23 protein-coding genes are annotated in these 24,985 nt (G+C 62.8%); 13 read left to right on the forward strand and 10 right to left on the reverse strand.

Annotation, left to right across the window (positions count from 1 at the left end):
* The first annotated feature begins 8 nt into the window (after nucleotides 1–8).
* Nucleotides 9–800 carry a 3-oxoadipate enol-lactonase gene (pcaD, locus tag LOY31_RS06540; RefSeq protein ID WP_085605411.1) on the forward strand — a complete coding sequence of 264 codons (792 nt, stop codon included), beginning with the start codon at nucleotides 9–11 and terminating at the stop codon, nucleotides 798–800.
* Between the two features lie 10 nt (nucleotides 801–810).
* Nucleotides 811–1,203 (forward strand): 4-carboxymuconolactone decarboxylase, encoded by a 393-nt coding sequence (pcaC, locus tag LOY31_RS06545; protein ID WP_007957838.1) that lies wholly within the window; start codon nucleotides 811–813, stop codon nucleotides 1,201–1,203.
* Nucleotides 1,204–1,307: 104 nt separating this feature from the next.
* On the opposite strand, the gene LOY31_RS06550 is transcribed toward pcaC, so the two are convergent.
* The 5 genes from LOY31_RS06550 to emhA all read right to left on the reverse strand — a co-directional run bounded on the left by LOY31_RS06550 (nucleotide 1,308) and on the right by emhA (nucleotide 9,630).
* The gene (locus LOY31_RS06550; RefSeq protein WP_258712993.1) at nucleotides 1,308–2,123 is read right to left on the reverse strand and encodes a methyltransferase domain-containing protein; all 816 of its coding nucleotides are present in this window, start codon (nucleotides 2,121–2,123) and stop codon (nucleotides 1,308–1,310) included.
* A 175-nt stretch (nucleotides 2,124–2,298) separates the two neighbouring features.
* The gene (locus LOY31_RS06555) at nucleotides 2,299–3,558 is read right to left on the reverse strand and encodes an OprD family porin (RefSeq protein WP_258712994.1); all 1,260 of its coding nucleotides are present in this window, start codon (nucleotides 3,556–3,558) and stop codon (nucleotides 2,299–2,301) included.
* A 289-nt stretch (nucleotides 3,559–3,847) separates the two neighbouring features.
* Nucleotides 3,848–5,308 carry an efflux RND transporter outer membrane subunit EmhC gene (gene emhC / locus LOY31_RS06560; RefSeq protein WP_258712995.1) on the reverse strand — a complete coding sequence of 487 codons (1,461 nt, stop codon included), beginning with the start codon at nucleotides 5,306–5,308 and terminating at the stop codon, nucleotides 3,848–3,850.
* Complete coding sequence (gene emhB, locus LOY31_RS06565) at nucleotides 5,305–8,469, reverse strand: efflux RND transporter permease subunit EmhB (protein WP_258712996.1); 3,165 nt, start codon at nucleotides 8,467–8,469, stop codon at nucleotides 5,305–5,307. Before emhB ends, emhC begins: the two co-directional genes overlap by 4 nt.
* A 3-nt stretch (nucleotides 8,470–8,472) precedes the next feature.
* Nucleotides 8,473–9,630, reverse strand: coding sequence for an efflux RND transporter periplasmic adaptor subunit EmhA (emhA, locus tag LOY31_RS06570; RefSeq protein WP_007957848.1), 1,158 nt, complete (start codon nucleotides 9,628–9,630; stop codon nucleotides 8,473–8,475).
* A gap of 266 nt (nucleotides 9,631–9,896) precedes the next feature.
* Here emhA and emhR point away from each other — a divergent pair, with 266 nt between their 5' ends.
* On the forward strand, nucleotides 9,897–10,529 hold the full coding sequence (gene emhR, locus LOY31_RS06575) for an efflux system transcriptional repressor EmhR (RefSeq protein WP_007957850.1): 633 nt from the start codon (nucleotides 9,897–9,899) through the stop codon (nucleotides 10,527–10,529).
* 249 nt (nucleotides 10,530–10,778) lie between these two features.
* Here emhR and LOY31_RS06580 read toward each other — a convergent pair whose 3' ends face one another.
* Genes LOY31_RS06580 through LOY31_RS06590 form a run of 3 tightly spaced genes read right to left on the reverse strand, consistent with a single transcriptional unit; the run spans nucleotide 10,779 to nucleotide 13,351 of the window.
* Nucleotides 10,779–11,828, reverse strand: coding sequence for an alkene reductase (locus tag LOY31_RS06580; RefSeq protein ID WP_007957862.1), 1,050 nt, complete (start codon nucleotides 11,826–11,828; stop codon nucleotides 10,779–10,781).
* A gap of 32 nt (nucleotides 11,829–11,860) precedes the next feature.
* Nucleotides 11,861–13,015: an MFS transporter gene (locus LOY31_RS06585; protein ID WP_258712997.1), complete on the reverse strand. Its 1,155-nt coding sequence runs from the start codon at nucleotides 13,013–13,015 to the stop codon at nucleotides 11,861–11,863.
* Nucleotides 13,016–13,048: 33 nt separating this feature from the next.
* Complete coding sequence (locus LOY31_RS06590) at nucleotides 13,049–13,351, reverse strand: helix-turn-helix transcriptional regulator (protein WP_007957866.1); 303 nt, start codon at nucleotides 13,349–13,351, stop codon at nucleotides 13,049–13,051.
* A 171-nt stretch (nucleotides 13,352–13,522) separates the two neighbouring features.
* On the opposite strand from LOY31_RS06590, the gene LOY31_RS06595 reads away from it, so the two are divergent.
* Nucleotides 13,523–14,095: an ACP phosphodiesterase gene (locus LOY31_RS06595; protein WP_085605423.1), complete on the forward strand. Its 573-nt coding sequence runs from the start codon at nucleotides 13,523–13,525 to the stop codon at nucleotides 14,093–14,095.
* A 14-nt stretch (nucleotides 14,096–14,109) separates the two neighbouring features.
* On the opposite strand, the gene LOY31_RS06600 is transcribed toward LOY31_RS06595, so the two are convergent.
* A complete protein-coding gene (locus LOY31_RS06600; protein ID WP_221532847.1) occupies nucleotides 14,110–14,904 on the reverse strand; it encodes a 1-acyl-sn-glycerol-3-phosphate acyltransferase in 795 nt (264 codons plus the stop codon).
* Nucleotides 14,904–15,659 carry an L-ornithine N(alpha)-acyltransferase gene (gene olsB / locus LOY31_RS06605; RefSeq protein ID WP_007957877.1) on the reverse strand — a complete coding sequence of 252 codons (756 nt, stop codon included), beginning with the start codon at nucleotides 15,657–15,659 and terminating at the stop codon, nucleotides 14,904–14,906. The genes LOY31_RS06600 and olsB overlap by 1 nt, the downstream gene beginning before the upstream one ends.
* Before the next feature lie 153 nt (nucleotides 15,660–15,812).
* Between olsB and LOY31_RS06610 the strand changes: the two genes are divergently transcribed.
* From LOY31_RS06610 to LOY31_RS06650, 9 genes are all read left to right on the forward strand, one after another.
* A complete protein-coding gene (locus LOY31_RS06610) occupies nucleotides 15,813–16,718 on the forward strand; it encodes an acyl-CoA dehydrogenase family protein (RefSeq protein ID WP_221532846.1) in 906 nt (301 codons plus the stop codon).
* A 31-nt stretch (nucleotides 16,719–16,749) separates the two neighbouring features.
* Complete coding sequence (locus LOY31_RS06615; protein WP_258712998.1) at nucleotides 16,750–17,829, forward strand: serine hydrolase; 1,080 nt, start codon at nucleotides 16,750–16,752, stop codon at nucleotides 17,827–17,829.
* Entirely contained in the window at nucleotides 17,826–18,128 is a 303-nt protein-coding gene (locus LOY31_RS06620) for an amidase (protein ID WP_085605431.1), read from the forward strand. The genes LOY31_RS06615 and LOY31_RS06620 overlap by 4 nt, the downstream gene beginning before the upstream one ends.
* Before the next feature lie 143 nt (nucleotides 18,129–18,271).
* The gene (locus tag LOY31_RS06625; RefSeq protein WP_258712999.1) at nucleotides 18,272–19,447 is read left to right on the forward strand and encodes a M20 aminoacylase family protein; all 1,176 of its coding nucleotides are present in this window, start codon (nucleotides 18,272–18,274) and stop codon (nucleotides 19,445–19,447) included.
* 79 nt (nucleotides 19,448–19,526) lie between these two features.
* A complete protein-coding gene (locus tag LOY31_RS06630) occupies nucleotides 19,527–20,837 on the forward strand; it encodes a citrate-proton symporter (RefSeq protein ID WP_258713000.1) in 1,311 nt (436 codons plus the stop codon).
* Nucleotides 20,834–22,291, forward strand: a complete 1,458-nt coding sequence (locus tag LOY31_RS06635) for an amidase (RefSeq protein WP_258713001.1) — start codon at nucleotides 20,834–20,836, stop codon at nucleotides 22,289–22,291. The genes LOY31_RS06630 and LOY31_RS06635 overlap by 4 nt, the downstream gene beginning before the upstream one ends.
* A gap of 59 nt (nucleotides 22,292–22,350) precedes the next feature.
* Nucleotides 22,351–23,121 (forward strand): IclR family transcriptional regulator, encoded by a 771-nt coding sequence (locus LOY31_RS06640; protein ID WP_258713002.1) that lies wholly within the window; start codon nucleotides 22,351–22,353, stop codon nucleotides 23,119–23,121.
* 81 nt (nucleotides 23,122–23,202) lie between these two features.
* Nucleotides 23,203–23,793: a YceI family protein gene (locus tag LOY31_RS06645; RefSeq protein WP_085605441.1), complete on the forward strand. Its 591-nt coding sequence runs from the start codon at nucleotides 23,203–23,205 to the stop codon at nucleotides 23,791–23,793.
* A 1-nt stretch (nucleotide 23,794) separates the two neighbouring features.
* Nucleotides 23,795–24,952, forward strand: coding sequence for a phosphatidylserine/phosphatidylglycerophosphate/cardiolipin synthase family protein (locus LOY31_RS06650; protein ID WP_007957893.1), 1,158 nt, complete (start codon nucleotides 23,795–23,797; stop codon nucleotides 24,950–24,952).
* Nucleotides 24,953–24,985: the final 33 nt, after the last annotated feature.

A 24,985-nucleotide genomic window follows, 5' to 3' on the forward strand; every position in this document is an offset into this window, starting at 1 on the left:
AGAGGGCTGTGGCTTTCGTTCAACTCGCCGATGGCGAACTGCATTACACATTGGAAGGCCCGGTCGATGCGCCGGTGCTGGTGCTGTCGAACTCGCTGGGCACCGACCTGCACATGTGGGACGTGCAGATGCCGGCCTTCACCGAACATTTTCGCGTGCTGCGCTTTGATACGCGCGGGCACGGCCAGTCGCTGGTGACGCCGGGCCCTTACAGCATCGAGCAACTGGGCCGCGACGTGCTGGCGCTGCTGGATGCGCTGCATATCGAGCGCGCGCATTTCTGCGGTCTGTCGATGGGCGGGTTGATCGGCCAGTGGCTGGGGATCAACGCCGGCCAGCGGTTGAACAAACTGATCGTCTGCAACACGGCGGCGAAAATCGGCGATCCGTCGGTGTGGAATCCGCGCATCGAAACCGTGCTGCGCGACGGCCCGGCGGCGATGGTCGCGTTGCGTGATGCATCGATTGCCCGCTGGTTTACTCCGGATTTTTCCGCCGCCAATCCGGCAGCGGCCAAGCAGATCACCGACATGCTGGCCGCGACCAATCCTGAAGGTTACGCCGCCAACTGCGGGGCGGTGCGCGATGCGGATTTCCGTGAGCAGTTGTCGTCGATCAAGGCGCCGCTGCTGGTGATCGCCGGTACCGAAGATGCGGTGACGCCACCGTCCGGCGGGCATTTCATTCAGGAGCATGTGCGCGGCGCCGAGTACGCCGAGTTCTATGCGGCGCACCTTTCCAACGTTCAGGCCGGCGACGCGTTCAGCGACCGCGTGCTGACCTTTTTGCTGGCCGATTGAGGGGATTTCCGTGGACGAGAAACAACGTTACGACGACGGCATGCAAGTGCGCCGCGCGGTGCTCGGCGACGCTCACGTCGATCGCAGCCTGACCACGCTGACCGAGTTCAATTCGGAATTCCAGGAGATGATCACCCGTCACGCCTGGGGCGACATCTGGACCCGCCCGGGCCTGCCACGCCACACCCGCAGCCTGATCACTATCGCCATGCTGATCGGCATGAACCGCGAGGGTGAGCTCAAGTTGCACCTGCGGGCGGCGGCCAACAATGGCGTGAGCCGCGGCGAGATCAAGGAAGTGATCATGCAGAGCGCGATCTACTGCGGGATTCCGGCGGCGAATGCGACGTTTCATCTGGCCGAATCGGTGTGGGATGAGCTGGGTGTCGAATCCCGGGATTGACGGCGACTGAGCGGACGCCATCGCTAGCAGGCTAGCTCCCACAGTGAAATGCGGTCCATTGTGGGAGCTAGCCTGCTAGCGATGGCGGTATTTGCCGCGCCGATTCAAACCTTGGCGACAATGAAAATCCGCTTGAACGCAAACAACGTATGGCCGTTTTTTTCCTGCGGATAATGCGCGTGCACCCGCATCAGGTAGTGGTAAATGAAGCGCGCCTGTTGCTCTGACGTCAGTCCCTGCATCACCGGCCGCAGCGCCGACACCTTCACCCAGTCATAAACCGGCGACTTGCCGTCGACCACCTGCAATTGCTCTGTTTCCCAGATATCCAGCGACCGGGTCAGCGGCGCGAGCAATCGGTAGTAATCCTCCAGCGACAACAACGGGCGCGCGGCCATGCGCTGGCGCAACTGCGCAGTGCCGATGGGGCGACCGCAGGGTCCGGCATCGTCGAGGGTGTCGAGCATCAGCCGGTACCACAGCGCATCGCGCCAGTCCGGCATGTGTGCGGCCAGGCAGCCACCGGGGTTGAGGTGGCGAAGCAATCCCGGCAATAGCGTTCGATGGTCATCGATGAAATGCAGCACGGCCGCGGCGAACAACAGGTCGGCTGGCTTGCGGGGTTTCCAGTGCCGCAGTTCGGCGTGTTGCCAGCGCGCCTTGATCGGCAGACAACGGGCGACCTGAAGCATGTCTTTCGAACTGTCGATGCCTTTGAGAAGCGCCCGGGGCCAGCGATTGGCCAGAACCTTCGTGGCAATCCCGGTGCCGCAACCGAGGTCATAAATGCGTTGAGGATTGTCCAGCTCGACGCGGCCGAGCAGTTCATCGACCGGTTGTTGCCTGAGACGGGAAAACTGCTCGTACGCCCTGGCATCCCAGTCTTTGTCGACGGGAGCGGGGTTGAGTCGGGTGATCATGAGGTCGTCCTCCGGTGATCAGCAGGGTCTTCCGATGACAACCTGGCCAAGTCCTGGGGACCGACATCCACAGATAACGGAAGCGAAGAGGGTGGAGCACCTGAGTCCTTCAGGTGGATCCACTCTACGCGTCGGCTGGCGCCGTGCCATTAATCCTGACGGATGGTGCAGCGCCCTAGAGCAGGCTGATCGGATAGCTGACGATCAGGCGGTTTTCGTCGAACTCGTTGTTGCTGAAGTCACGACGCATGGTCGAGTTGCGCCACCTGACGTTCAGATCCTTGAGCGCACCGCTTTGCACGGTGTAGCCCAGTTCCGATTCGCGGCCCCATTCCTTGCCGTCGGTGATGGTCCCGGTGTGCACGTTGTCGCCGCTGATGTAGCGGTTCATCAGGGTCAGGCCGGGCACGCCGAGGGCGGCGAAGTTGTAGTCGTGGCGCAGTTGCCAGGAACGTTCCTGCGCGTTGTCGTAGCTTGAGTTGTAGCTGTCGTTGGCGAGCGTTCCGCCGCTGGTGCCGTTGACCCGCATCCAGGCGCTGTCGCCGGTGAGTTTTTGCAGGCCGACGTAGAAGGTGTTGCCGCCGTATCGCGCGGAGAACATGCCCGACCAGGTCTTGTTATCGAGGTCGCCGGCGCGGGCACTGCCGTCGTCCTTGCCGTAGAAGAAACCGAGGTTGGCGCCCAGGGTCCAGTCACCGATTGGCTGGCTGTGGATCAGGTTGACGTATTGCTGGCTGTAGATGTCCTTGAGTTCGGCGTTCCACAGACCGATCTGGGTGCGCTTGTCGTTGAACACGTATTCGCCGCCCTGGAAGTTGAAGCGATCGGAGGTGAACGCGGCTTTGCCGGTCATCGACATGTCGCTCATGCTGCTGTCGTCACGGGGGCTGTTGGCGCGGAACTGGCCGCCGTAGAGGGTCAGGCCGTCGATTTCCTTCGAGGTGATCTGGCCGCCGCGAAAGGTCTGCGGCAGCGAGCGGCCGTCGTCCGAACGCAGGATCGGCAGCACCGGCATCCATTCGCCGACCTTCACTTCGGTCTGCGACAGCCTGGCCTTGAACGCCACGTTGGTGCGGCCGAAGGTGTCCGCCGGGCGCCCGTCATGATCCAGCGGCAATGCCTGGGTGCCGCCGGTGCCTTTGCCGCCATCGAGCTTCACCGAGTACAACCCCAGCACATCCATGCCGAACCCGACGGTGCCCTGGGTGAAACCGGACTTGGCGTCGAGGATGAAGTTCTGCGTCCACTCTTCAGCCTTGCCCTGAGCCTTGGTCGGGTTGGTGAAGTTGCGGTTGATGTAGAAGTTGCGCAGGTTCAGGTTGACCTTGGCCCCTTCGATGAAACCGGCTTCTTCAGCCGCAGCGGGCAGCGCGACGCCGGCCAGGGCGAGGGCGATCAGGCCGGGAAGTGCGTAGGGCGCAGGGGACGTTGTCATGGGCTGGGGTCTCTCTTGTTTTTTTGGGCGAACGGGGGCGCTGCGGCCGTTTCTGAGGCGCAGGAATTCAATGGAATCAGGGGGCGAAGCGGCGGCGATCAGCCGGATGGAGCAGGGCGCGGGAGCATGGTGTCGAACCTGTTGTTATTGGTTTTGTGGCTCGAATGGTGCGGGGCGCGGGCGAGGCGATTCAATCGGCGAAAGTGGAATTCGGGCGATTATCGAACGCAAGATTGGCAGGCAACAAAAAGCCCGCCAAATCGGCGGGCTTCTTGTGTTCAGCGGATGATCAGAACAACTTCATCTTCGGCGCTTCTTCCTTGAGCGGTTCGTTCTGCGCGGTCTGCGCATTCCAGCCACCGCCGAGGGCCTTGTACAGGTTGACCGCACTGGTCAGCTGCGCGAGGCGGTCGGTGATCAGCGATTGTTGCGCGCTGAACAGCTGACGCTGGGCATCGAGGAAGGTCAGGTTGCTGTCGACACCGATGCGATAGCGACGCTCGGCCAGGCGGTAGTAATCCTGGTTGGCCTGAACGAAGTCACGCTGGGCTTGCAATTGCTCGGTGTAGGTCTGGCGTGCGGCCAAGCCGTCGGCGACTTCCTGGAAGGCCGTTTGAATGGACTTCTCGTAGTTCGCCACGCCAATGTCCTTCTGGATCTTGGCGTAGTCGAGGCTGGCGCGCAGGCTGCCGGCGTTGAAGATCGGCAGGTTGATCTGCGGCTGGAACAGCCACGTGCCCGAACCGCCCTTGAACAGGCCGGACAGGTCCGGGCTCAGGCTGCCCGCGTTGGCGGTCAGGCTGATGCTCGGGAAGAACGCTGCACGGGCCGCGCCGATGTTGGCGTTGGCCGCCTTCAGGTTGTACTCGGCCTGAAGGATGTCCGGACGACGTTGCAGCAGATCCGACGGCAAGCCGGCCGGCACGTCGGCCAGCAGGTCATCCGACAGCGGTTTGGCCGCTTGCAGGTTGGCCGGCACGCCGGTGCCGAGCAGCAGGGTCAGGCTGTTTTCGTCTTGGGCGACTTGGCGGGTGTAACGCGCCAGTTGTGCCCGGGCGTTTTCAACCGAGGTGCGCGACTGCGCCAGGTCCAGTGCCGAAGCCACACCGACTTCGTTGCTGCGGCTGGTCAGCTTGTAGCTTTCCTCGAAGGCGCCGAGGGTGTCCTGAGTCAGCTTCAGCAGTTCCTTGTCGGCCTGCCAGGTCAGGTAGGCGTTGGCCACGCTGGCCACCAGGCTGATCTGGGTGCTGCGGCGCGCTTCTTCGGTGGCGAAGTATTGTTGCAGCGCTTGTTCGCTCAGGCTGCGAACCCGACCGAACAGGTCGAGTTCGTAGGCGCTGATGCCGACGGTAGCGGAGTAGGAACTGCTGATGGCCGCTTCACCGGTCTGCGACGCACGGGCCGGAACCCGCTGACGGCTGCCGCTGGCATTGGCCGACACGGCCGGGAACAGGTCGGCGCGCTGGATGCGGTATTGAGCCGCATAGGCGTCGATGTTCAGCGCCGCGACACGCAGGTCGCGGTTGTTTTCCAGGGCGACCTGGATCAGCTGCTGCAGGGCAGGGTCATGGAAAAACTGCTTCCAGCCCTGTTCGGCAGCGGCCTGCGCCGGTGCCTGGGCCGGCGAGTACGCCGGGCCCTGCGGGAATTGCGCGGCCACCGGTGCTTCAGGCTGCTGATAATCCGGTATCAGCGAGCAACCGCTCAGCACGAAGGCGGCAACTGCGATGGAGAGTAGCGACTTGCTCATTGGCCAGCCTCTTTAGGAGTTTCTATGGTGTCATCCTTGCCGGCGTTTTTGCGCTGACCCATGGACGACACAGTGACGAAGAACAGTGGAACCCAGAAAATCGCCAGGATCGTTGCGGTGAGCATACCGCCAATCACGCCGGTACCGATCGCGTGTTGACTGCCCGAGCCTGCGCCGGTGGAGATAGCCAACGGTACAACACCGAGGACGAAGGCCAGCGACGTCATGATGATCGGTCGCAGACGCATGCGGCAGGCTTCGATGGCCGCATCGCGCAGACTGCGTCCCTGCTCGTGCAATTCCTTGGCGAACTCGACGATCAGAATGGCGTTTTTAGCCGCAAGACCAATGGTCGTCAACAGACCCACCTGGAAGTACACGTCGTTCGACAGACCGCGCAGGCTGGTGGCCATCAGCGCACCGATGATCCCCAGCGGTACCACGAGCATGACCGCGATCGGAATCGACCAGCTTTCATACAGCGCCGCCAGACACAGGAACACCATCAGCAGCGACAGGGCGTACAGCGCCGGAGCCTGCGAGCCGGACAGTCGTTCTTCGTACGACAGACCGGTCCACGAGATACCCACGCCGGCCGGCAGTTTCTTGGCAATCGCCTCGACTTCGGCCATCGCTTCACCGGTGGAGTAGCCCGGAGCCGGGGCACCGAGGATCTCGACCGCTTCAACGCCGTTGTAACGCGCCAGCTTCGGCGAACCGTAGATCCACTCGCCCTTGGCGAACGCGGAGAACGGAACCATGGTGCCGCTGGCGTTGCGCACGTACCACTTCTTCAGATCTTCCGGGCTCATGCGCGAGTCTGGCCGGCCCTGCACGTACACCTTCTTCACCCGACCACGGTCGATGAAGTCGTTGACGTAGCTACTGCCCAATGCAATCGACAGGGTGTTGTTGATGTCGGAGATGGTGATGCCCAGGGCACTGGCCTTCTCGTCATCGATTTCCAGCTGGAATTGCGGTTCGTCGTTCAGACCGTTCGGACGGACCTGCGTGAGCACCTTGCTCTGCGCGGCCATGCCGAGGAACTGGTTGCGTGCAGCCATCAACTTCTCGTGACCGATACCGGCGCGGTCCTGCAGGAACACGTCGAAACCGGTGGCGTTACCCAGCTCCAGTACGGCCGGCGGGGCGAAGGCGAACACCATCGCATCGCGGAAGCTGAAGAAGTGCTGCTGGGCGCGGGCGGCGAGTTTGAACACGCTGTTGTCGGCGTTACGTTCGTCCCACGGCTTGAGCATGATGAACGCCATACCCGAGCTCTGGCCACGGCCGGCGAAGTTGAAGCCGGTCACGGTGAACACCGAGGCTACTGCGTCGCCTTCACCGCCGTCCTTGGTCGGACGCAGCAAAAATTCACGCATTTCATCCACCACCACCTGAGTGCGCTGGGCACTGGAGCCGGCTGGCGTCTGCACCTGGGCGAACAGAACGCCCTGGTCTTCTTCCGGCAGGAACGCGGTCGGAATGCGGGTGAACAGCCAGATCATGCCGACCACGATCAGCAGGTAGGCCAGCAGGTACGGCGCCTTGCGCGACAGCATGTTGCCGACACCGCGCTCGTAGCTGTTGACGCCACGATCGAAGTTGCGGTTGAACCAGCCGAAGAAACCTTTTTTCGGTGCGCCGTGCTCACCGTGCGGAATTGCCTTGAGCATGGTGGCGCACAGCGCCGGGGTGAAGATCAGCGCGACCAGTACCGACAACGCCATGGCCGACACGATGGTGATCGAGAACTGCTTGTAGATCACACCGGTGGAGCCGCTGAAGAACGCCATTGGCAGCAATACCGCCGACAGAACGAGGGCGATACCAACCAGGGCGCCCTGGATCTGGCCCATGGATTTCTTGGTCGCTTCCTTCGGTGACAAGCCTTCTTCGCTCATCACCCGCTCGACGTTTTCCACCACGACGATGGCGTCGTCCACCAGCAAGCCGATGGCCAGTACCATACCGAACATGGTCAGGGTGTTGATGCTGAAACCGGCCGCCGCGAGGATGCCGAACGTACCGAGCAATACCACCGGCACGGTCATCGTGGTGATGACGGTGGCGCGGAAGTTCTGCAGGAACAGGAACATCACCAGGAACACCAGCGCAATCGCTTCGACCAGGGTGTGAACCACGCCTTTGATCGACTCGGTCACCACCGGCGTGGTGTCGTACGGGAACACCACTTCCATGCCTTGCGGGAAGAACGGCTTGAGGTCGTCAATCGTCTTGCGCAGTGCCTTGGCGGTGTCGAGAGCGTTGGCACCGTTGGCCAGTTTCACCGCCAGACCGGAAGCCGGGCTGCCGTTGAACTGGGCGCTGATCGCATAGTTCTCGCCACCCAGGCCGACGTCGGCGACATCTTTCAGGCGAACCTGCGAGCCGTCCTTGTTGACCTTGAGCAGAATCTCTTTGAACTGCTCGGCGGTCTGCAGACGGGTCTTGCCGATGATCGTGGCGTTCAGTTGCTGGCCCTGCACGGCAGGCAAGCCGCCGAGCTGACCGGACGACACCTGGACGTTCTGCGCCGCAATCGCGGTTTTCACGTCGACCGGGGTCAGGTTGAAGTTGTTCAACTTGGCCGGGTCGAGCCAGATACGCATCGCGTACTGGGCACCGAAGACCTGGAAGTCACCGACACCGGCGGTCCGCGAGATCGGGTCCTGCATGTTCGACACGATGTAGTTGGACAGGTCGTCCTTGGTCATGCTGCCGTCACGCGACACCACACCGATCACCAGCAGGAAGTTCTTCACTGCCTTGGTCACGCGGATACCCTGTTGCTGCACTTCCTGCGGCAGCAGCGGGGTGGCCAGGTTCAGCTTGTTCTGGACCTGGACCTGCGCGGTGTCGGAGTTGGTGCCTTGCTCGAAGGTCGCGGTGATGGTCATGCTGCCGTCGGAGTTACTTTCCGAGGACACATAACGCAGGTTGTCGATACCGTTGAGCTGCTGCTCGATCACTTGCACCACGGTGTCCTGAACCGTCTGTGCCGAAGCACCCGGGTAGGTCACGGAGATGGCAATGGCCGGTGGCGCAATGCTCGGGTACTGGTTGATCGGCAGTTTCAGGATCGAAAGTGCCCCGACCAGCATGATCACCAGGGCAATTACCCAGGCGAAAATCGGACGGTCGATGAAAAATTTTGACATGGATTACTCCCCTTTGCCGCCGGCGGCTTTGTCAGCTGCCTGAGCGGGGGCCGGGTTCTTGTTGCCGACGTTGGTGGCTTCGGTCGCTTTGACCTCAACACCCGGTTTGACGAATTGCAGCCCTTCGGTGATCAGACGATCACCGGCCTTCAGGCCGTCTTCGATCAGCCACTGGCTGCCGACGGTGCGGCTGGCCTTGAGCTGACGCAGTTCGACCTTGTTGTCCGGGCCGACGACCAGCGCGGTCGGGGTGCCTTTGAGGTCGCGGGTCACGCCTTGTTGCGGCGCGAGGATCGCGGCGCTGTTCACACCGGCCTGCAACTGCGCGTGGACGAACATGCCCGGCAGCAGGGTGTGATCCGGGTTCGGGAACACGGCGCGCAGGGTCACGGAACCGGTGGTCTGATCGACCGACACTTCGGAGAATTCCAGCTTACCGTCGAGCTTGTACTGGCTGCCGTCTTCCAGGGTCAGCTTGACCGCAGCGGCGTTGTCGCCGGCCTTCTGCAGACGACCGCTTTCCAGTTCGCGGCGCAGTTCCAGCAACTCGACCGAGGACTGGGTGACGTCGACGTAGATCGGGTCCAGTTGCTGGATCACGGCCATCGCATCGGTCTGGCCGCTGCTGACCAGCGCGCCTTCGGTTACCGAAGAACGGCCGATACGACCGGAGATCGGTGCGTAGACCTTGGTGTAGCGCACGTTGATCTGTGCGGTCTGCAACGACGCTTCCGATTGCAGGCGGTTGGCCACGGCGGTGTCGTATTCCTGACGGCTGACGGCCTGCTCGTCGACCAGTTGCTTGTAGCGGTCGGAGATCGACTTGGTCGAACGCAGGTTGGCTTCGGCGCTTTTCAGGGTCGCTTCATAGACCGACGGATCGATCTGATACAGCTGCTGGCCGGCTTTGACATCGCCGCCTTCCTTGAACAGACGCTTGAGAATGATGCCGTTGACCTGCGGACGAACTTCGGCGATGCGGAACGCACTGGTGCGGCCCGGCAATTCGGAAGTCAGGGTAAAGGCTTGTGGTTGCAGGGTGACGACGCCGACCTGAGGAGGTGGTGCGGCGGGAGCCGCCTCTTCCTTTTTACATCCGCTGAGCAGCGATGCCAGGGCGACGGCAGTGACCAGAGCGGTAACAGCTGGCTTGAATTGCATGAAGATCCTCGGGTCAGGCGCGCAAAAAGCGCACAAGAAGTGTGGAAGGGTAAAAAAGGGTTACCGGGTGGATAAGTAGCTTGCTAAGGAATATACTTACGTTCATGGTTGTTTGTAAACACCTTGGCGTCGTATCCACCCTGTTACAAAAGTCGTCGCAAGGTCTGAAATTGTAGGCCGGGGAGCCGATCCGCGAGAGATCAACCCTTTTTTATTCAGCGGATATTCAGCCATCCCTGAAACATCCTGTTTGAGGTTTTACTGCCATGGTTCGTCGTACCAAAGAGGAAGCTCAGGAAACGCGCAGCCAGATTCTCGAAGCGGCCGAGAAGGCCTTCTATGAGCGGGGCGTGGCCCGCACGACGCTGTCGGACATCGCCACCCTGGCCGGGGTGACGCGCGGTGCCATCTACTGGCACTTCAGCAACAAGGCCGATCTGTTGCAAGCCATGCTCGATACCCTGCATGAGCCGCTGGACGAACTGGCCAAAGCCAGCGAGAGCGAGGACGAACCCGATCCGCTGGGCTGCATGCGCAAATTGCTGATTCATTTGTTTCATCAAGTTGCGCTGGACCCGAAGACCCGGCGTATCAACGAAATTCTGTTTCATAAGTGCGAGTTCACCGATGAAATGTGCGATCTGCGCCAACAGCGCCGGACCGCCAGCCTCGATTGCAATGTGCGGATCGCGCTGACATTGAGTAATGCGGTCAATCGTGGGCAGTTGCCGGCAGACCTCGACACTGCCCGGGCAGCCATCAGCATTCACGCCTATATCGACGGCCTCCTTTATGGATGGCTATTGGCGCCGGACAGCTTCGAACTGTACGCCGAGGCCGAGCGCTGGGTCGATACCGGGCTGGACATGCTGCGCCTGAGCCCCAGCCTGCGCAAATGAAACAAAATTCGTTATTGGATCAGTTTGTGTCAATGACGGAGGAGGGTGAAGATCCCTGTTCACTCGCCCCGCTGCAATGGGATGCTTTTATATACCTCTGCGGCACGGGTTGATATGTAGCGAGCTACGTATTTTGTAGGGATTTTGTGTCGAGCCTGTGAACGAATGTGAGCGGCTCGCCCACCCGGCGATCAATAAAAAGCCCCCGACTCTCGCGAGTCGGGGGCTTTTGTGTTTCTGCGGTGCGGCTTACAGCGTCGGGTAGTCGAGGTAGCCGACCGCGCCTTTGCCGTAGAAGGTTTCCGGGTGCGGTTCGTTCAGCGGCGCATCGGCCTTCAGTCGAGCCGGCAGGTCCGGGTTGGCAATGAACGGGATGCCGAATGCCACCGCGTCAGCCTTGCCCTCGGCCAGCCAGGCGTTGGCGCTGTCCTTGGTGAAGCGTTCGTTGGCGATGTACGCGCCGCCGAAGGCTTCTTTCAGTTGTGGGCCGAGGCTGTCGGCGCCTTCTTTCTCGCGGGAGCAGATGAAGGCGATGCCACGCTTGCCCAGTTCGCGAGCCACGTAGGTGAAGGTTTCGGCCAGGTTGTCGTCGCCCATGTCATGGGAGTCGGCGCGCGGTGCCAGGTGTACGCCGACACGGCCGGCGCCCCAGACTTCGATCGCGGCGTCGGTCACTTCCAGCAGCAGACGGGCACGGTTTTCCAGGGAGCCGCCGTAGATGTCGGTGCGCTGGTTGGTGCTGCTTTGCAGGAACTGGTCGAGCAGGTAACCGTTGGCGCCGTGGATTTCCACGCCGTCGAAACCGGCAGCCTTGGCGTTTTCCGCGCCGACGCGGTAAGCGTCGACGATGTCGGCGATCTCAGCGGTTTCCAGTGCGCGCGGGGTTGGATAGTCGGCCAGCGGGCGAACCAGGCTGACGTGGCCTTTAGGCTGGATGGCGCTCGGTGCAACCGGCGCTTCACCGTTCAGGTACGACGGGTGGGAGACCCGGCCGACGTGCCACAGTTGCAGGACGATCTTGCCGCCGGCCGCGTGAACGGCCTTGGTCACGTTGGTCCAGCCGCGCACTTGATCATTGGACCAGATGCCCGGGGTGTCCGGGTAGCCGACGCCCATCGGGGTCACCGAGGTGGCTTCGCTGAGGATCAGGCCGGCCGAGGCGCGTTGTACGTAGTACTCGGCCATCAGTGCGTTCGGTACGCGGCCTTCGTCGGCGCGGCAGCGGGTCAGCGGCGCCATGATGATGCGGTTGGACAGCTCGAGGTCGCCCAGTTTGATCGGATCGAAAATTGTTGCCATGAGATACAACCCTCGTGAGGTAAGTGAGTGAATCAGTTAGCGGTGGCCAGTTCGGGATTGCCGTTCTGGCGGAATGTGATCAGGGTCACCAGCAGGGCCAGGACCGCGAGTGCTGCGGCAGCAAGAGGCACGCTGGTCAGGCCGTAGCCGTGGGCGATGACGCTGCCGCCGACCCAGGCGCCGAGGGCGTTGCCGACGTTGAAGGCGCCGATGTTCAGGGTCGACACCAGGTTCGGTGCGGCCTGGCCGTAGGTCACGACGTTCACTTGCAGGGCCGGTACGGCGGCGAAACACGCGGTGGCCCAGAGGAACAGGGTGATTTCGGTCGGGATCAGCGCGATGCTGGTCCAGGTCAGGACGGTGGAGGTCACGGCCATGGCGATGAATACGCCGATCAGCGTTGCGGCCAGGCCTTTGTCGGCCAGTTTGCCGCCGATGATGTTGCCGACGGTCAGGCCCAGGCCGATGAGCATCAGGGTCCAGGTCACGCCACGGGGCGAGACACCGGTGACATCGCCCAGCAACGGCGCGACGTAAGTGAACAGAGTGAATACTGAAGCGGCGAACAGCGCGGTCATGCTCAGCGACAGCCAGATGCCGGCGCCCTTGAGCGCGGCCAGTTCGGCGCGCATGTCGAGTTTTTCTTCGTCACGCTTGGCCGGCAGGAAGCGGATCAGGCCGATCAGCGCGATCACCGTCACTGCCCAGAAGGTCGAGCGCCAGCCGGCTTCCTGACCGAGGGCGGTGCCCAGCGGTACACCCAGCACGTTGGCCAGGGTCAGGCCGGTGAACATCAGGGCCACGGCCGAGGCGCGTTTGTTCGGTGCCACCAGGTTGGCCGCGACCACCGAACCGATGCCGAAGAACGCACCGTGGCAGAGGGCTGTAACGACCCGGGCGAACATCAGCACCTCGTAATCAGTGGCGATGGCGCAGAGCAGGTTGCCGATAATGAAGATGCCCATCAGCGTTACCAGTGCAGCCTTGCGCGGCAGTTTTGCAGTGGCCATTGCCATGAACGGTGCACCAATCGCCACGCCCAGGGCGTAGCCGGTCACCAGCCAGCCGGCGCCTGGGATCGACACACCGAGGTCAGCCGCGACATTGGGCAGCAGGCCCATGATGACGAACTCGGTGGTGCCGATGGCGAAGGCGCTCAAGGCGAGTATGAGTAGCGAGAGGGGCATCGTTGGTTCCTTTTGGCTGGCTGACGTTAAGGGTCAGAGCTCTTTGCTGAGGGTGCTGAGGAACGCCTGGATCACGTCCTCATTGCGTTTGAAAAAGTGCCACTGGCCGGCTTTCTGGCTGCTGATCAGTCCTGCCCGTTGCAGGGTGGCCAGGTGGGCGGAGACGGTCGACTGCGACAGGCCGCAGCGTTGATCGATCTGCCCGGCGCAGATGCCGTACTCGTGGTTGTGGATCTGTTCCGGAAACTGGGCTTTCGGGTCTTTCAGCCAGTTGAGGATGTCTCGCCGTACTGGGTGTGCCAGGGCTTTTATTATTTCGTCGAGGTCAATGTTCATGGCTGGGTGCTCGTGATGTGTGTAGCGCTATATCGCGATGAGGCGAACTTTATATCGGTGATTCGCGATACACCAATATGAATTTGATCTGATGACCGCATAAATCGGTATATCGGGTTATAACGATATGTGAGGTGTAAACAAACGCGGGCGCGGTGCTAAGCTGCGCCCATGAACTATCTCGCACATTTACACCTCGGTGGCCAGCGCCCCGGTCAACTGCTCGGCAGTCTGTATGGCGATTTCGTCAAAGGGCGGCTGCAAGGGCAGTTCGACCCGGAGATCGAAGCGGCGATTGCCCTGCATCGACAGATCGACGTGTTCACTGATCGCCATCCATTGGTGGACGCTTCACTGGCGCGGTTTTCCACGACTCGCCGCCGTTACGCGGGCATCGTTCTCGACGTGTTTTTCGACCATTGTCTGGCGCGGGACTGGACGCAATACGCCGACCGGCCGCTCGGCCAATTCACCACCGACGTTTACCGCGTGCTGACCAGCGAGCGGCAATTGCCCGAGCGCCTGGCGAAGATCGCCCCGCACATGGTCGCCAATGACTGGTTGGGTTCGTATCAGGAATTCGAAGTGCTGGAGCAGGTGTTGCGCGGGATCTCCCGGCGCCTGACCCGACCTGAAGAACTGGCGGGGGCGATGGAGGAATTGCGCCGGTTGTACGAACCGTTGAGCGAGGACTTTCGTTTGTTCTACCCACAGCTGCAGGACTTTGCCGGCCGGCAGCTGTAGATAGATGTCGCCGATCAGGCCGCGATCAGATCGCGGGCGTGTTGCGCTTCGACCGGTTTGAGCACATCGCCGAACAAGGCTTTCTGCACCGCTTGCTGCGCCTCGTACGCCAGTGCCGCGCGCTCCCGGCCCTGGCAGACAATCGGCTTGAGCAGATGGATCTCGACATCGCCGCAGTCGTTGCTGAACAGGCGCATCAGGTGCGACAGCAGATCATCGTCACCAATGAACGGCGCCAGCGAATCGATCTTGCCATCGCGCAGATAACGGATCGCCACTGGTTGCAGCTTCACCTCGGAATCAATCGCCGCCGACAGCAGGCGACCGTGAAAGGTACGCAGCGAACGACCATCGGTGGTGGTGCCTTCCGGGAACATCAGCAGCGGATGATCGGTTTGCAGGTGACGGGTCATCTGCTTGCGGATCAGCTGGCTGTCGCCCGAACCGCGACGGATGAACAGGCTGCCGGCCTTCGCCGCCAACCAACCGGCCACCGGCCAGGTGCGCACTTCGGCCTTGGACAGAAACGACAGCGGCGTGAGCATGCCGAGCAGCGGAATGTCGGTCCACGACACATGGTTGCTGACCCACAGCATCGGCTGCTTCGGCAGCTCACCATGCACGGTCACGCGAAAGGGCAGGGCATTGCTCAAACGCGCCATGAAAAACCGCGACCAGCGCTGCCGACGCTCCATCGAATGGGCCAGACCCAGACGCTCGAAAACCCCGAAGACACTGGCCATGCTCAGGCCCAGCGTCACCACCAGCAGCACTCGCGCGATCCGCGCGTACACCCGCAGCCGGCTCATTACACAGCCGCCTTGAAGTGCTTGGCGTAGCGCGGGCAGAGTTCGTCGCGTTTGAGCAGGATGAACACGTCGGCGACCTGGAAGTCTTCGTCCCAGCACGGCTCGCCGCAGATCTTCGCGCCCAGGCGCATGTAGGCCTTGAGCAGCGGTGGCATTTCGGCGATCACGTTCGACGGAATGTCGAGGCTTGGCAGCGGATTCTTCGGTTCGGCGCGCAGGTGTTCGGTGCACAGATAGCGTTCGCGCAGGCGCTGCATGATCGCGTGGGCCTGCACGCCGCCGTCCTGCATCGGGATGCTTGCGCAGCCCATCAGATAGCTGTAGCCGCCCTGATTGAGGACTTCGGCCAGTTCGCCCCAGAGCACGGCGATGGTGCCGCCGTTGCGGTAGGCTGGATCGACGCAGGTGCGACCGATTTCCAGGATCGGGCCTTGCAGACCGGCGAGGCCGTGCAGGCTGAATTCTTCTTCGCTGTAGAACTTGCCCAGGCTGCTGGCGGCGGTGTGATCGAGCAAACGGGTGGTCGCCACCAGGCGGCCGGTGTTCAGGTCACGCACGCCGATGTGGCTGCAGTGAACATCATAGTCATCCATGTCCAGACCCAGCTCCGCGCCGTTCAGCTTGGCGTTGAACTCGCCGCTGAACACGTTGAAGCGCAAGGCCTGGGCTTGCTGCAAGGCCTCGGCGCCGATCAGGCGTTCGGCTTGCAGGCGGCGTTCATTGCCGGTGTCGCTGATGCGGGCGATCTGAGTCATGTGAATCTCCGTACGGGCCTTGAACCCGTCATGGGTTGCAGCCGATCGACTTTCTTTATGCAGCCGTGTTGTGCAAAGTCAGGCTATGTAGCCCCGGTGTCATCGCCATGAATGTTTGGTGATGCTTATATGACAGCCCACGAGGAGCCTCTGATGACCTGGTCGACCCTGCTTGAATGCCGCGAACGCCTGCCTGCTGTTGCCGACCTGGCGGAGGGTTTCGCCACGTTGCTGCATCAACTGGGCAGCGTGACGCCGTTCGAACTGGCGGTGGCGGGAGGGCGGCGGATGGCGACGCCGGGGCTGGCGTTTCTGGTGGGTTATCAGGCGGCGCTGCGCATGCTTTGGCCGAGCGCGCCGCCAAGCCTCGGCGCGTTGTGTGCAACCGAGCAGCGCAGCCTGCGCCCGGCAGACATGCAGACCCGGCTCACGGATCTGCGTCTCACTGGACAAAAGGATTTCGTCACCGCCGGCGATGCGGCGGACTGGCTGCTGATCGCCGCGCGCAGTGAACAACCGGGCGAATCGCCGCGCCTGAGTCTGGCGGTGGTGTACCCCGGCGAACCCGGCGTGCGGGTGGAAAAACTGCCGGCGCTGCCGTTGATGCCGGACATCAGCCATGGTCGGCTGCATCTCGACGATGCGTTGTGCGAGTTGCTCGCGGGGGATGGCTGGGATGCCTACGTCAAACCGTTCCGCACCCTTGAGGACGTTTATGTGCTCAGCGCGATGACCGCGTGGTTATACGGCGTCGGTCAGGACAGCGGCTGGCCGCAGCCGCTGCAATTGCGTTTGCTGGCGCTGTTGGCCGGATGTGCGGAAGTTAGTCGCCAGCCACCGAACAATCCGGCGGGGCATGTGTTGCTCGGCGGATTGTTTGCGCAGTTCGACGGGCTCAAAGCGGAAGTCGATCAGGCACTGCGCGACGGCAATCCTGAGTGGGCGGCGATGTGGCAGCGCGATCAATCGGTCATGCAACTGGCGGCTGGCGCGCGGGCCAAACGACTGGCCAAGGCGTTGGCGGCAAGTCAAAACACATCTGTCATGAACGCCGGCTAGTCTTGTCAGGTTCATCCCCAGAGCCCTCACCATGTTCAAAGGCCTGTCCCTGTTTCTGCTGCTGATCAGCTTCACGGTTCAGGCCGAGCAATGGCCGGGCGAGCAGTGGCCGACCGGCCCGAAAGTCACCGGTCCCGCCGTCGAGGCTTTGGAGGCCTACGCCTTCCCGACCCGCGATGACAACAGCCGCCAAGGCATCCGCACCGACGCCTTGCTGGTGATCCGCGACGGCCAGCTCATCTACGAACGCTACGCCGCCGCGACCACCGCCGACACCCCGCACCTGACCTGGTCGATCAGCAAAAGCCTGATGGCCACGGTGCTCGGCGTGGCGTACGGCGAAGGCCTGTTCAAGCTCGATGATCCGGCCGCGAAGTTTTATCCGGCGCTGGAAAAACACCCGGCCATTACCCTCAAGGATCTGCTGCACTGGGCCTCGGGCATCGACTGGCAGGAAGACTACGAATACGCCCCGCTGAAATCCTCGGTGGTGGCGATGCTCTACACCCGTGGCCACCGCGACATGGCCGCCTTCACCGCCGATCACGACAGCTACGCGCCAGCGGGGCAGGCGTTCCGTTATTCCAGCGGCGACAGCAATCTGTTGGCAGCGGCACTGAAAACCATCGTCGGCCCGCAGCGTTATCCGGACTATCCGTGGACAGCGCTTTTCGATCCCTTGGGCATCCGCCATGCCACCTGGGAAACCGATGCGACGGGCACCTTCGTCGCCTCTTCCTACGCCTATATGACAGCTCGGGATCTGGCGCGAATCGGTCTGCTGATGGAACGGGACGGACGCTGGAACGACCGGCAGTTGTTGCCCAAGGATTGGGTCGCCTTCAACCGCCAACCCTTCGCCGGCTACAAGGCCCATCAGGACGAAGCCGTGCCCGGCGGCCAGTGGTGGCTCAATCGCCCGGCAGACGGCGCGCCTTCTCCGTGGCCCGACGCACCGCCCGACACCTTCGCCGCCCTCGGCCACTGGGGCCAGGCGCTGTACGTGATCCCGAGCGAAAAACTGGTGATCGTGCGCTACGCCGATGACCGCGACGGCAGCTATCGCCACAACGAATTGCTCAAGCGCGTGCTCGGGGCGGTGCGGCCATGAAACTGTTCAAACGCATCCTGCTGGTGCTGTTGATCGTGCTGCTGGGCTGGGGCTGGCACGAGCGCGAAAACCTGTGGGCCTTTCCGGGCATCATCAGCGCCTACACCGCCAAGGAATATTGTTCGTGCCGCTACGTCATGAACAACGACGCCGAGTATTGCCGGGGCTACGTCAAGCAGTGGCTGCCCAGCGAACTGACCGATGACCGCACGCAAAAAATCGTCACCGCCAGCGGCCTGGGACGCAGCAACAGCGCCCAATGGTTAGGCGAACGCCAGGGCTGTCGCCTGCAACCCTGATCCGGTTCCACCCTGTGGAACCACATTCGATTGTCCTCTCGCGTGTCTCGCGGTTATCTGGCGGTGAGCACGACCTGCCGTTCACGTGTCGTGAAACAACACCGAACAACAAGACCGGGAACACCCGCGCGAGGAGAACCGTCATGCCCCGACATCAGCACATTCTGGCCTGGCTCAACGATGTGGCCAGTGACCTGCACGCCACCCGCCAGGACATTCACGCCCACCCTGAACTCGGTTTCGAGGAAAGCCGCACTTCGGCGCTGGTCGCCAGGTCGCTCGAAGACTGGGGCTATGAAGTCCACACCGGCGTCGGCAAGACTGGCGTGGTCGGCGTGCTGCGCAACGGCAGCAGCACACGCAAACTCGGGCTGCGGGCCGACATGGATGCGCTGCCGATCATCGAGAACACCGGCGTCGCCTACAGCAGCCGTCATCAAGGCTGCATGCACGCCTGCGGGCATGACGGGCACACCGCGATGCTGCTCGGCGCGGCACGTTATCTGGCGGCGACCCGTCAGTTCGACGGCACCCTGACGCTGATTTTCCAGCCCGCCGAAGAAGGCCAGGGCGGGGCCGAAGCGATGCTCGCCGACGGCCTGCTCGAACGCTTCCCGTGCGATGCGCTGTTCGGCATGCACAACATGCCGGGTCTGCCGGCGGGGCATCTGGGCTTTCGCGAAGGGCCGATGATGGCTTCGCAGGATCTGCTCACGGTGACCATTGAAGGCGTCGGCGGCCATGGCTCGATGCCGCATCTGGCGGTGGATCCGCTGGTCGCCGCAGCCAGTGTGGTGATGGCTTTGCAAACCGTGGTCGCGCGCAATATCGACGCGCAGCAGGCGGCGGTGGTAACGGTCGGCGCGTTGCAAGCCGGCGAGGCGGCGAACGTGATTCCGCAACAGGCGATCCTGCGGCTGAGCCTGCGTGCACTGAACGCTGAGGTCCGCGTTCAAACACTGGACCGCGTACGTTCGATCATCGAGGCCCAGGCCGAAAGCTTCGGCTGCACCTCGACCATCGAACACCGCCCGGCCTACCCGGTGCTGGTCAACCACGCCGCTGAAACCGAGTTCGCCCGTCAGGTCGGCGTCGAACTGGTCGGCACCGACGCCGTCGATGGCAACACACCCAAGCTGATGGGCAGCGAAGACTTCGCCTGGATGCTCCAGCGCTGCCCCGGCGCCTACCTGTTCATCGGCAACGGCGTGGCGCGGCCGATGGTGCATAACCCGGCGTACGACTTCAACGATGACATCTTGCTGACCGGCGCGGCGTATTGGGGCGCGCTCACCGAGAGCTGGCTCAAGCCGGTCTGATTTCTTCACTTTTTGCTGCCGCTGGAACGCAGGTGCGCACGCGCCTGCGTGGTCAACCAACAGCTTCTGGAGAATCCCCATGCAGACTTCGAACGCAGGCGTTTCGCGCACCCGGCAAGTGGTTGCCGCCGTCATCGGCAACGCCCTGGAATGGTACGACTTCATCGTTTACGGCTTTCTGGCGAGCATCATCGCCCGGCAATTTTTCCCGTCCGACGACGACTACGCCTCGCTGCTGATGGCGCTGGCGACTTTCGGTGTCGGCTTTTTCATGCGCCCGGTGGGCGGCATCCTGCTCGGCATCTACTCCGACCGCAAAGGGCGCAAAGCCGCGATGCAGATGATCATCCGCCTGATGACCGTGTCCATCGCCCTGATCGCGTTCGCGCCGAACTACGCTGCCATCGGCATGGGCGCGCCGTTGCTGATTGTGGTGGCGCGGATGCTTCAGGGTTTCGCCACGGGCGGTGAATACGCCAGCGCCACGGCGTTTCTGGTGGAGAGCGCGCCGGCCCATCGCAAGGGGTTGTACGGTTCGTGGCAACTGGTCGGGCAATGCCTGGCGGTGTTCAGCGGCGCGGCAATGGTGGCGCTGGTCACGCATCTGTTTTCCCCCGAAGCGCTGGACAGCTGGGGCTGGCGGATTCCGTTCGTGCTCGGCCTGTTGATCGGTCCGGTAGGCTTGTGGATTCGCAAGCACATGGAAGAACCGGAAGAATTTCTCGAAGCGCGCAAGAAAGCCAAAGGCGCCGCGCCGGGCCTGTGGCAGGTGCTTCGCGAACATCGCCGCAGCCTGCTGGTGTCGATGGGCCTGGCATGCGGCGCGACGGTGTCGTTCTACGTGGTGCTGGTGAACATGCCGACCTTCGCCCACAAGAACCTCGGCCTGCCGCTGGATCAGGTGTTGCTGGTGCAGATGCTCGCGGTGGGGCTGATGACCGTGGTGATTCCGTTCTCCGGCGCACTGTCGGATCGCCTCGGTCGGCGGCCGGTGCTGATGGCGTTCACCCTGGCGTTTTTCGTCATGGTCTATCCGCTTTATGTGTGGGTCGCGGCGGCGCCGTCGATCGAGCGTTTGCTGGTGATGCAACTGCTGCTGTGCACGGCAATCGGCGGGTTCTTCGGCCCGGCCCCGACCGCATTGGCTGAGCAGTTCCCGATTGAAGTGCGCTCCACCGGCGTGTCGGTGGCCTATAACGTGGCGGTGACGGTGTTCGGTGGTTTCGCGCCGCTGATCGTCACCTGGCTGAGTAAAGTCCTGAACACCCCGGTGGCGCCGTCGTTCTATGTCTTGTTCGCTTGCCTGCTGACCCTGCTCGGTACTTACTGTTTGCAGGAGGCACCACGCGCGAAGAAATCCGTTGCGCTCAACCTGGGAGTGAAACCGTGAGTCCGTTAGCCATTGATCCGATTGTCGCCCTCGACGCCGATGCGCTGTCCCGGGCGATCCATGCCCGCAAGGTGTCGTGCCGCGAGGTGATGTTGGCGTACATGACGCACATCGACCGCTTCAATCCGGCGGTCAACGCGCTGGTCTCGCTGCGCCCGCAGGACGTGCTGCTGAGCGAGGCCGATGAATGCGACCGGCAACTGGATCGCGGCGAATCCCGAGGCTGGATGCATGGTATGCCCCAGGCGATCAAGGACCTGGCGGCCACCGCCGGGCTGCGCACGACCCTCGGCTCGCCGCTGTTCGCCGAGCAAGTGCCGCAGCACGATGCGATCAGCGTGGCGCGGGTGCGCGACTGCGGCGCGATCATCATCGGCAAAAGCAACGTCCCGGAATTCGGCCTCGGCTCGCAGACCTACAACAGCGTGTTCGGCACCACCACCAACGCCTACGATCCGGGCCTGATCGCCGGCGGCAGCAGCGGCGGGGCGGCGGTAGCGCTGGCCCTGCGTCTGCTGCCGGTGGCCGATGGCAGCGACATGATGGGCTCGCTGCGCAACCCGGCGGCGTTCAACAACGTGTTCGGTTTTCGCCCGTCCCAGGGCCGCGTGCCCCATGGCCCGATGCCGGAAGTGTTCGTTCAGCAACTGGCCACCGAAGGGCCGATGGGGCGCACGGTCACCGACGTCGCGCGATTGCTCTCGACCCAGGCCGGCTACGATCCGCGCGTGCCGCTGTCGCTGGCCGATGAACCTCGCGACTTCGGACTGGATCTGCAACAGGACTGCAGCGGTCTGCGCCTCGGCTGGCTCGGCGATTACAACGGCTATCTGCCGATGGACGACGGCGTGTTGAGCCTGTGCGAATCGGCGCTGGCGGATTTCAGTGCGCTGGGTTGTCAGGTCGAGGCCTGTCAGCCGGAGTTTTCCATGGAGCGCCTGTGGCAGACCTGGCTCACCCACCGGCATTTTCTGGTACAGGGCAGCCTCGGCGCGGCCTATGCCGATCCGCAAAAACGGGCGCTGCTCAAGCCCGAAGCACAATGGGAAATCGAGGGCGGTCTGCGTCTGACCGCTGCCGAGGTCTATCAGGCGTCGGTGGCGCGCAGCGAGTGGTATCGCGCGTTGAGCGAGTTGTTCGAGCGTTACGATTTCCTGCTGTTGCCCACCGCCCAAGTGTTCCCTTTTGATGCACAGCAACCGTGGCCGCGAGTCGTCGGCGGGCAAACCATGGACACCTATCACCGCTGGATGGAAGTGGTGATCGGCCCGACCCTGGCGGGGCTGCCGAGCATCAGCGTGCCGGTGGGTTTCAACCCGGTCGGGCTGCCGATGGGCCTGCAAATCATCGGCCCGGCCCAGGCGGATCGGGCGGTGCTGCAACTGGCCTATGCTCATGAGCAACTGACGCGCTGGGTCGAACGGCGACCGCCGGCGTGCCTGCAATCGGCCTGAGCGGCCCGCATCTTGCTGCACGAAGTGATCTTTCATCCGTATCCATGGAGGTCGAACACATGGGCAGCAAGGCAGACACCGGCAGCGTGCGCTCGGTCGAACGGGCGCTGGCCATCGTCGAGTTGCTCGGCGAGCATCAGGCGTTGGGGCTGGAGGAATTGCACTACCTGACGACTCTGCCCAAGGCCACGGTGTCGCGGATGCTCGCGACCTTGCAGGAGCAGGGCTGGGTCTATCGCGGCCTTAGCGACCGCCGCTACCGGTTGTGCGCCAAGCGGCTGTTTGGTGATCGCCAGCAACGCTTCAAGCGCCATCTGGTGGAAAGCGCCGCGCCGATGTTGCTGGAACTCAGCGAGCGCACCGGGCTGGTGGCGGATTTGTCGTGCTTCGACGGCGAACGGGTCGAAGTGATGGAAAGCGCGATCCCGCAGGTGTTGCGCAAGCGCTATCCAACTAACTGCCAGATCGTCGGCCATCACGCGAGCCTGTTCCATTCGGCGATGGGCCGCGCGTGCCTCGGCGAACTCGACAGCCTGGACGTGAAACGTCTGGCCGAACGCGAACAGTTGGCGGATGACGGTGTATTGCAAGCCACCGAGCAAGCCTTGCATCAGGGCTTCGGCCAGCGCACCGAAGGTTACTGGGAATACCCCGTGCGCCTGCCGTTCCTGATTCGCGCGGTGGCGTTGCCGATACGTGCCCAAGGGCGGTTGGTCGGCAGCATGGCGCTGCACTGGCCGATGGATCAGGCGCCGGTGGAGCGGGTGCTGAGCCTGCACCTCAACAGCCTCGCGTCGACCATCGGCGAGGTGCAGCAGGCGTTGGCCTGAGCGTTTGCAGAGACTGACAGTTTGCAATAACGCCACGGCCAGTTAAGGTTCGTGCAGGTTTATCGGCCCCACGAGTCTTCAATGTTCAACCGTTCTCTGTGCAACGCCTTCGCCGGCCTGCTGCTGGGCGCCGCTGCGCTGCCGGCCCAGGCCAACTGGTATCTGGACGGCGAGTCGTCGCGGCTGTCGTTCGTCAGCACGAAAAACGCCAACGTGTCCGAAGTGCAGCGCTTTCTGGTGCTGCACGGCAAGGTCGATCCCGATGGCCGCGCCGTGGTCGAAGTCGAGCTGGACTCGATCAACAGCGGCATCCCGCTGCGTGACGAGCGCATGCGCAAGGAACTGTTCCAGATCGAGCAGTTCCCCGAAGCGACCATCACCACCCAGATTGACCTGCGCCCGATCAACGATCTGGCCCCCGGCGCGCAGCTTGAATTGCGCCTGCCGCTGACCGTCAACCTGCACGGCAAGCAACACGAATATCCCGCCGAACTGCTCGCCACGCGCCTCGATGACCGACGCTTTCAAGTAGTGACCCTGGAGCCGCTGGTGATCAGCGCCGAGGATTTCGATCTGCTGCCGGGCCTGGAAAGCCTGCGCAACATGGCCGGCCTGTCGGCCATCAGTCTGTCGGTGCCGGTGGGTGCGGTGCTGATCTTCACGGCGCGCTGACATGCGCGGCGCGGTGTTTCCGTGGCGTGATGGCAACCGCTTCGAGCTGTTGATCGACGGCCCGCAATTCTTCCCGCGCATGCTCGACGAGATTGCCCGTGCCCGCGAGCAGATCGAACTGGAGCTGTATCTGGTGGAAGCCGGCGCCTGTGCCGAAACCATCGTGCAGGCGCTGGTGCTGGCGGCGGAGCGGGGCGTGCGGGTGCGTTGCCTGTTCGACGATTACGGCAGCCTCGCCTTCACCCTCACGTTGCGCCGGCGGCTGACCGGTGCCGGGGTCGAGCTGCGTTTTTACAACCGGCTGAACTGGCGGCGCTGGGTCGGCAATTTTTATCGCGATCATCGCAAGCTGTTGTTGGTCGACCAGCGTCTGGCGGTGGTCGGCGGCACCGGGGTCACCGATGAATTCTGGACGCCGGGTCACGACACCAGCGAATGGCACGAGGTCATGGTGGAAATCACCGGCCCGCTGGTGCTCGACTGGCAGTTGCTGTTCGACCGCCAATGGATTGCCAACCGCCATCGCCGGGCCTGGAGGCCCAACGCGCATTTCGGCCTTCCGCGACTGCCCCGCGTGCCGGACACGGGCGAGGGCATGGGCCGCGTGGCCTACGCCGATGCCCGTCAGCATCGGGACATTCTGCAATCGTTGTTCCGCGCGCTGAACAGCGGTCAAAAACGCATCTGGCTGGCGACGCCGTACTTTCTGCCGACCTGGAAAATCCGCCGCTCCCTACGCAAGGCCGCCGCCCGTGGCCTCGACGTGCGCCTGCTGCTGACCGGGCCGCGCACCGATCATCCGTCGGTGCGCTATGCGGGGCATCGCTACTACCCGCGCCTGCTCAAGGCCGGAGTAAAAATATACGAATACCAGCCGTGTTTCCTGCACCTGAAAATGGTGCTGGTGGACGATTGGGTGAGCATCGGTTCATGTAATTTCGATCATTGGAATCTGCGCTTCAATCTTGAGGCGAATCTGGAAGCGCTGGATCCGTCATTGACGGCAGCGGTGGCGGCGAGTTTCGAGAAGGACTTCGGCCTGAGTCAGCAGGTGAGTCTGGAAGAATGGCAGCGCCGGCCGTTGTGGCGGCGGGTGAAGCAGCGGATCTGGGGCTGGGTGGATCGGGTGGTGGTCAACTTGCTGGATAGACGCGGCTAGTCGCTGTCCCTGATTGATCGTTCCCACGTCGAG

Origin of the sequence: Pseudomonas sp. B21-021 (genome assembly GCF_024749205.1) — a bacterium.
Lineage (GTDB): Bacteria > Pseudomonadota > Gammaproteobacteria > Pseudomonadales > Pseudomonadaceae > Aquipseudomonas > Aquipseudomonas paraglycinae.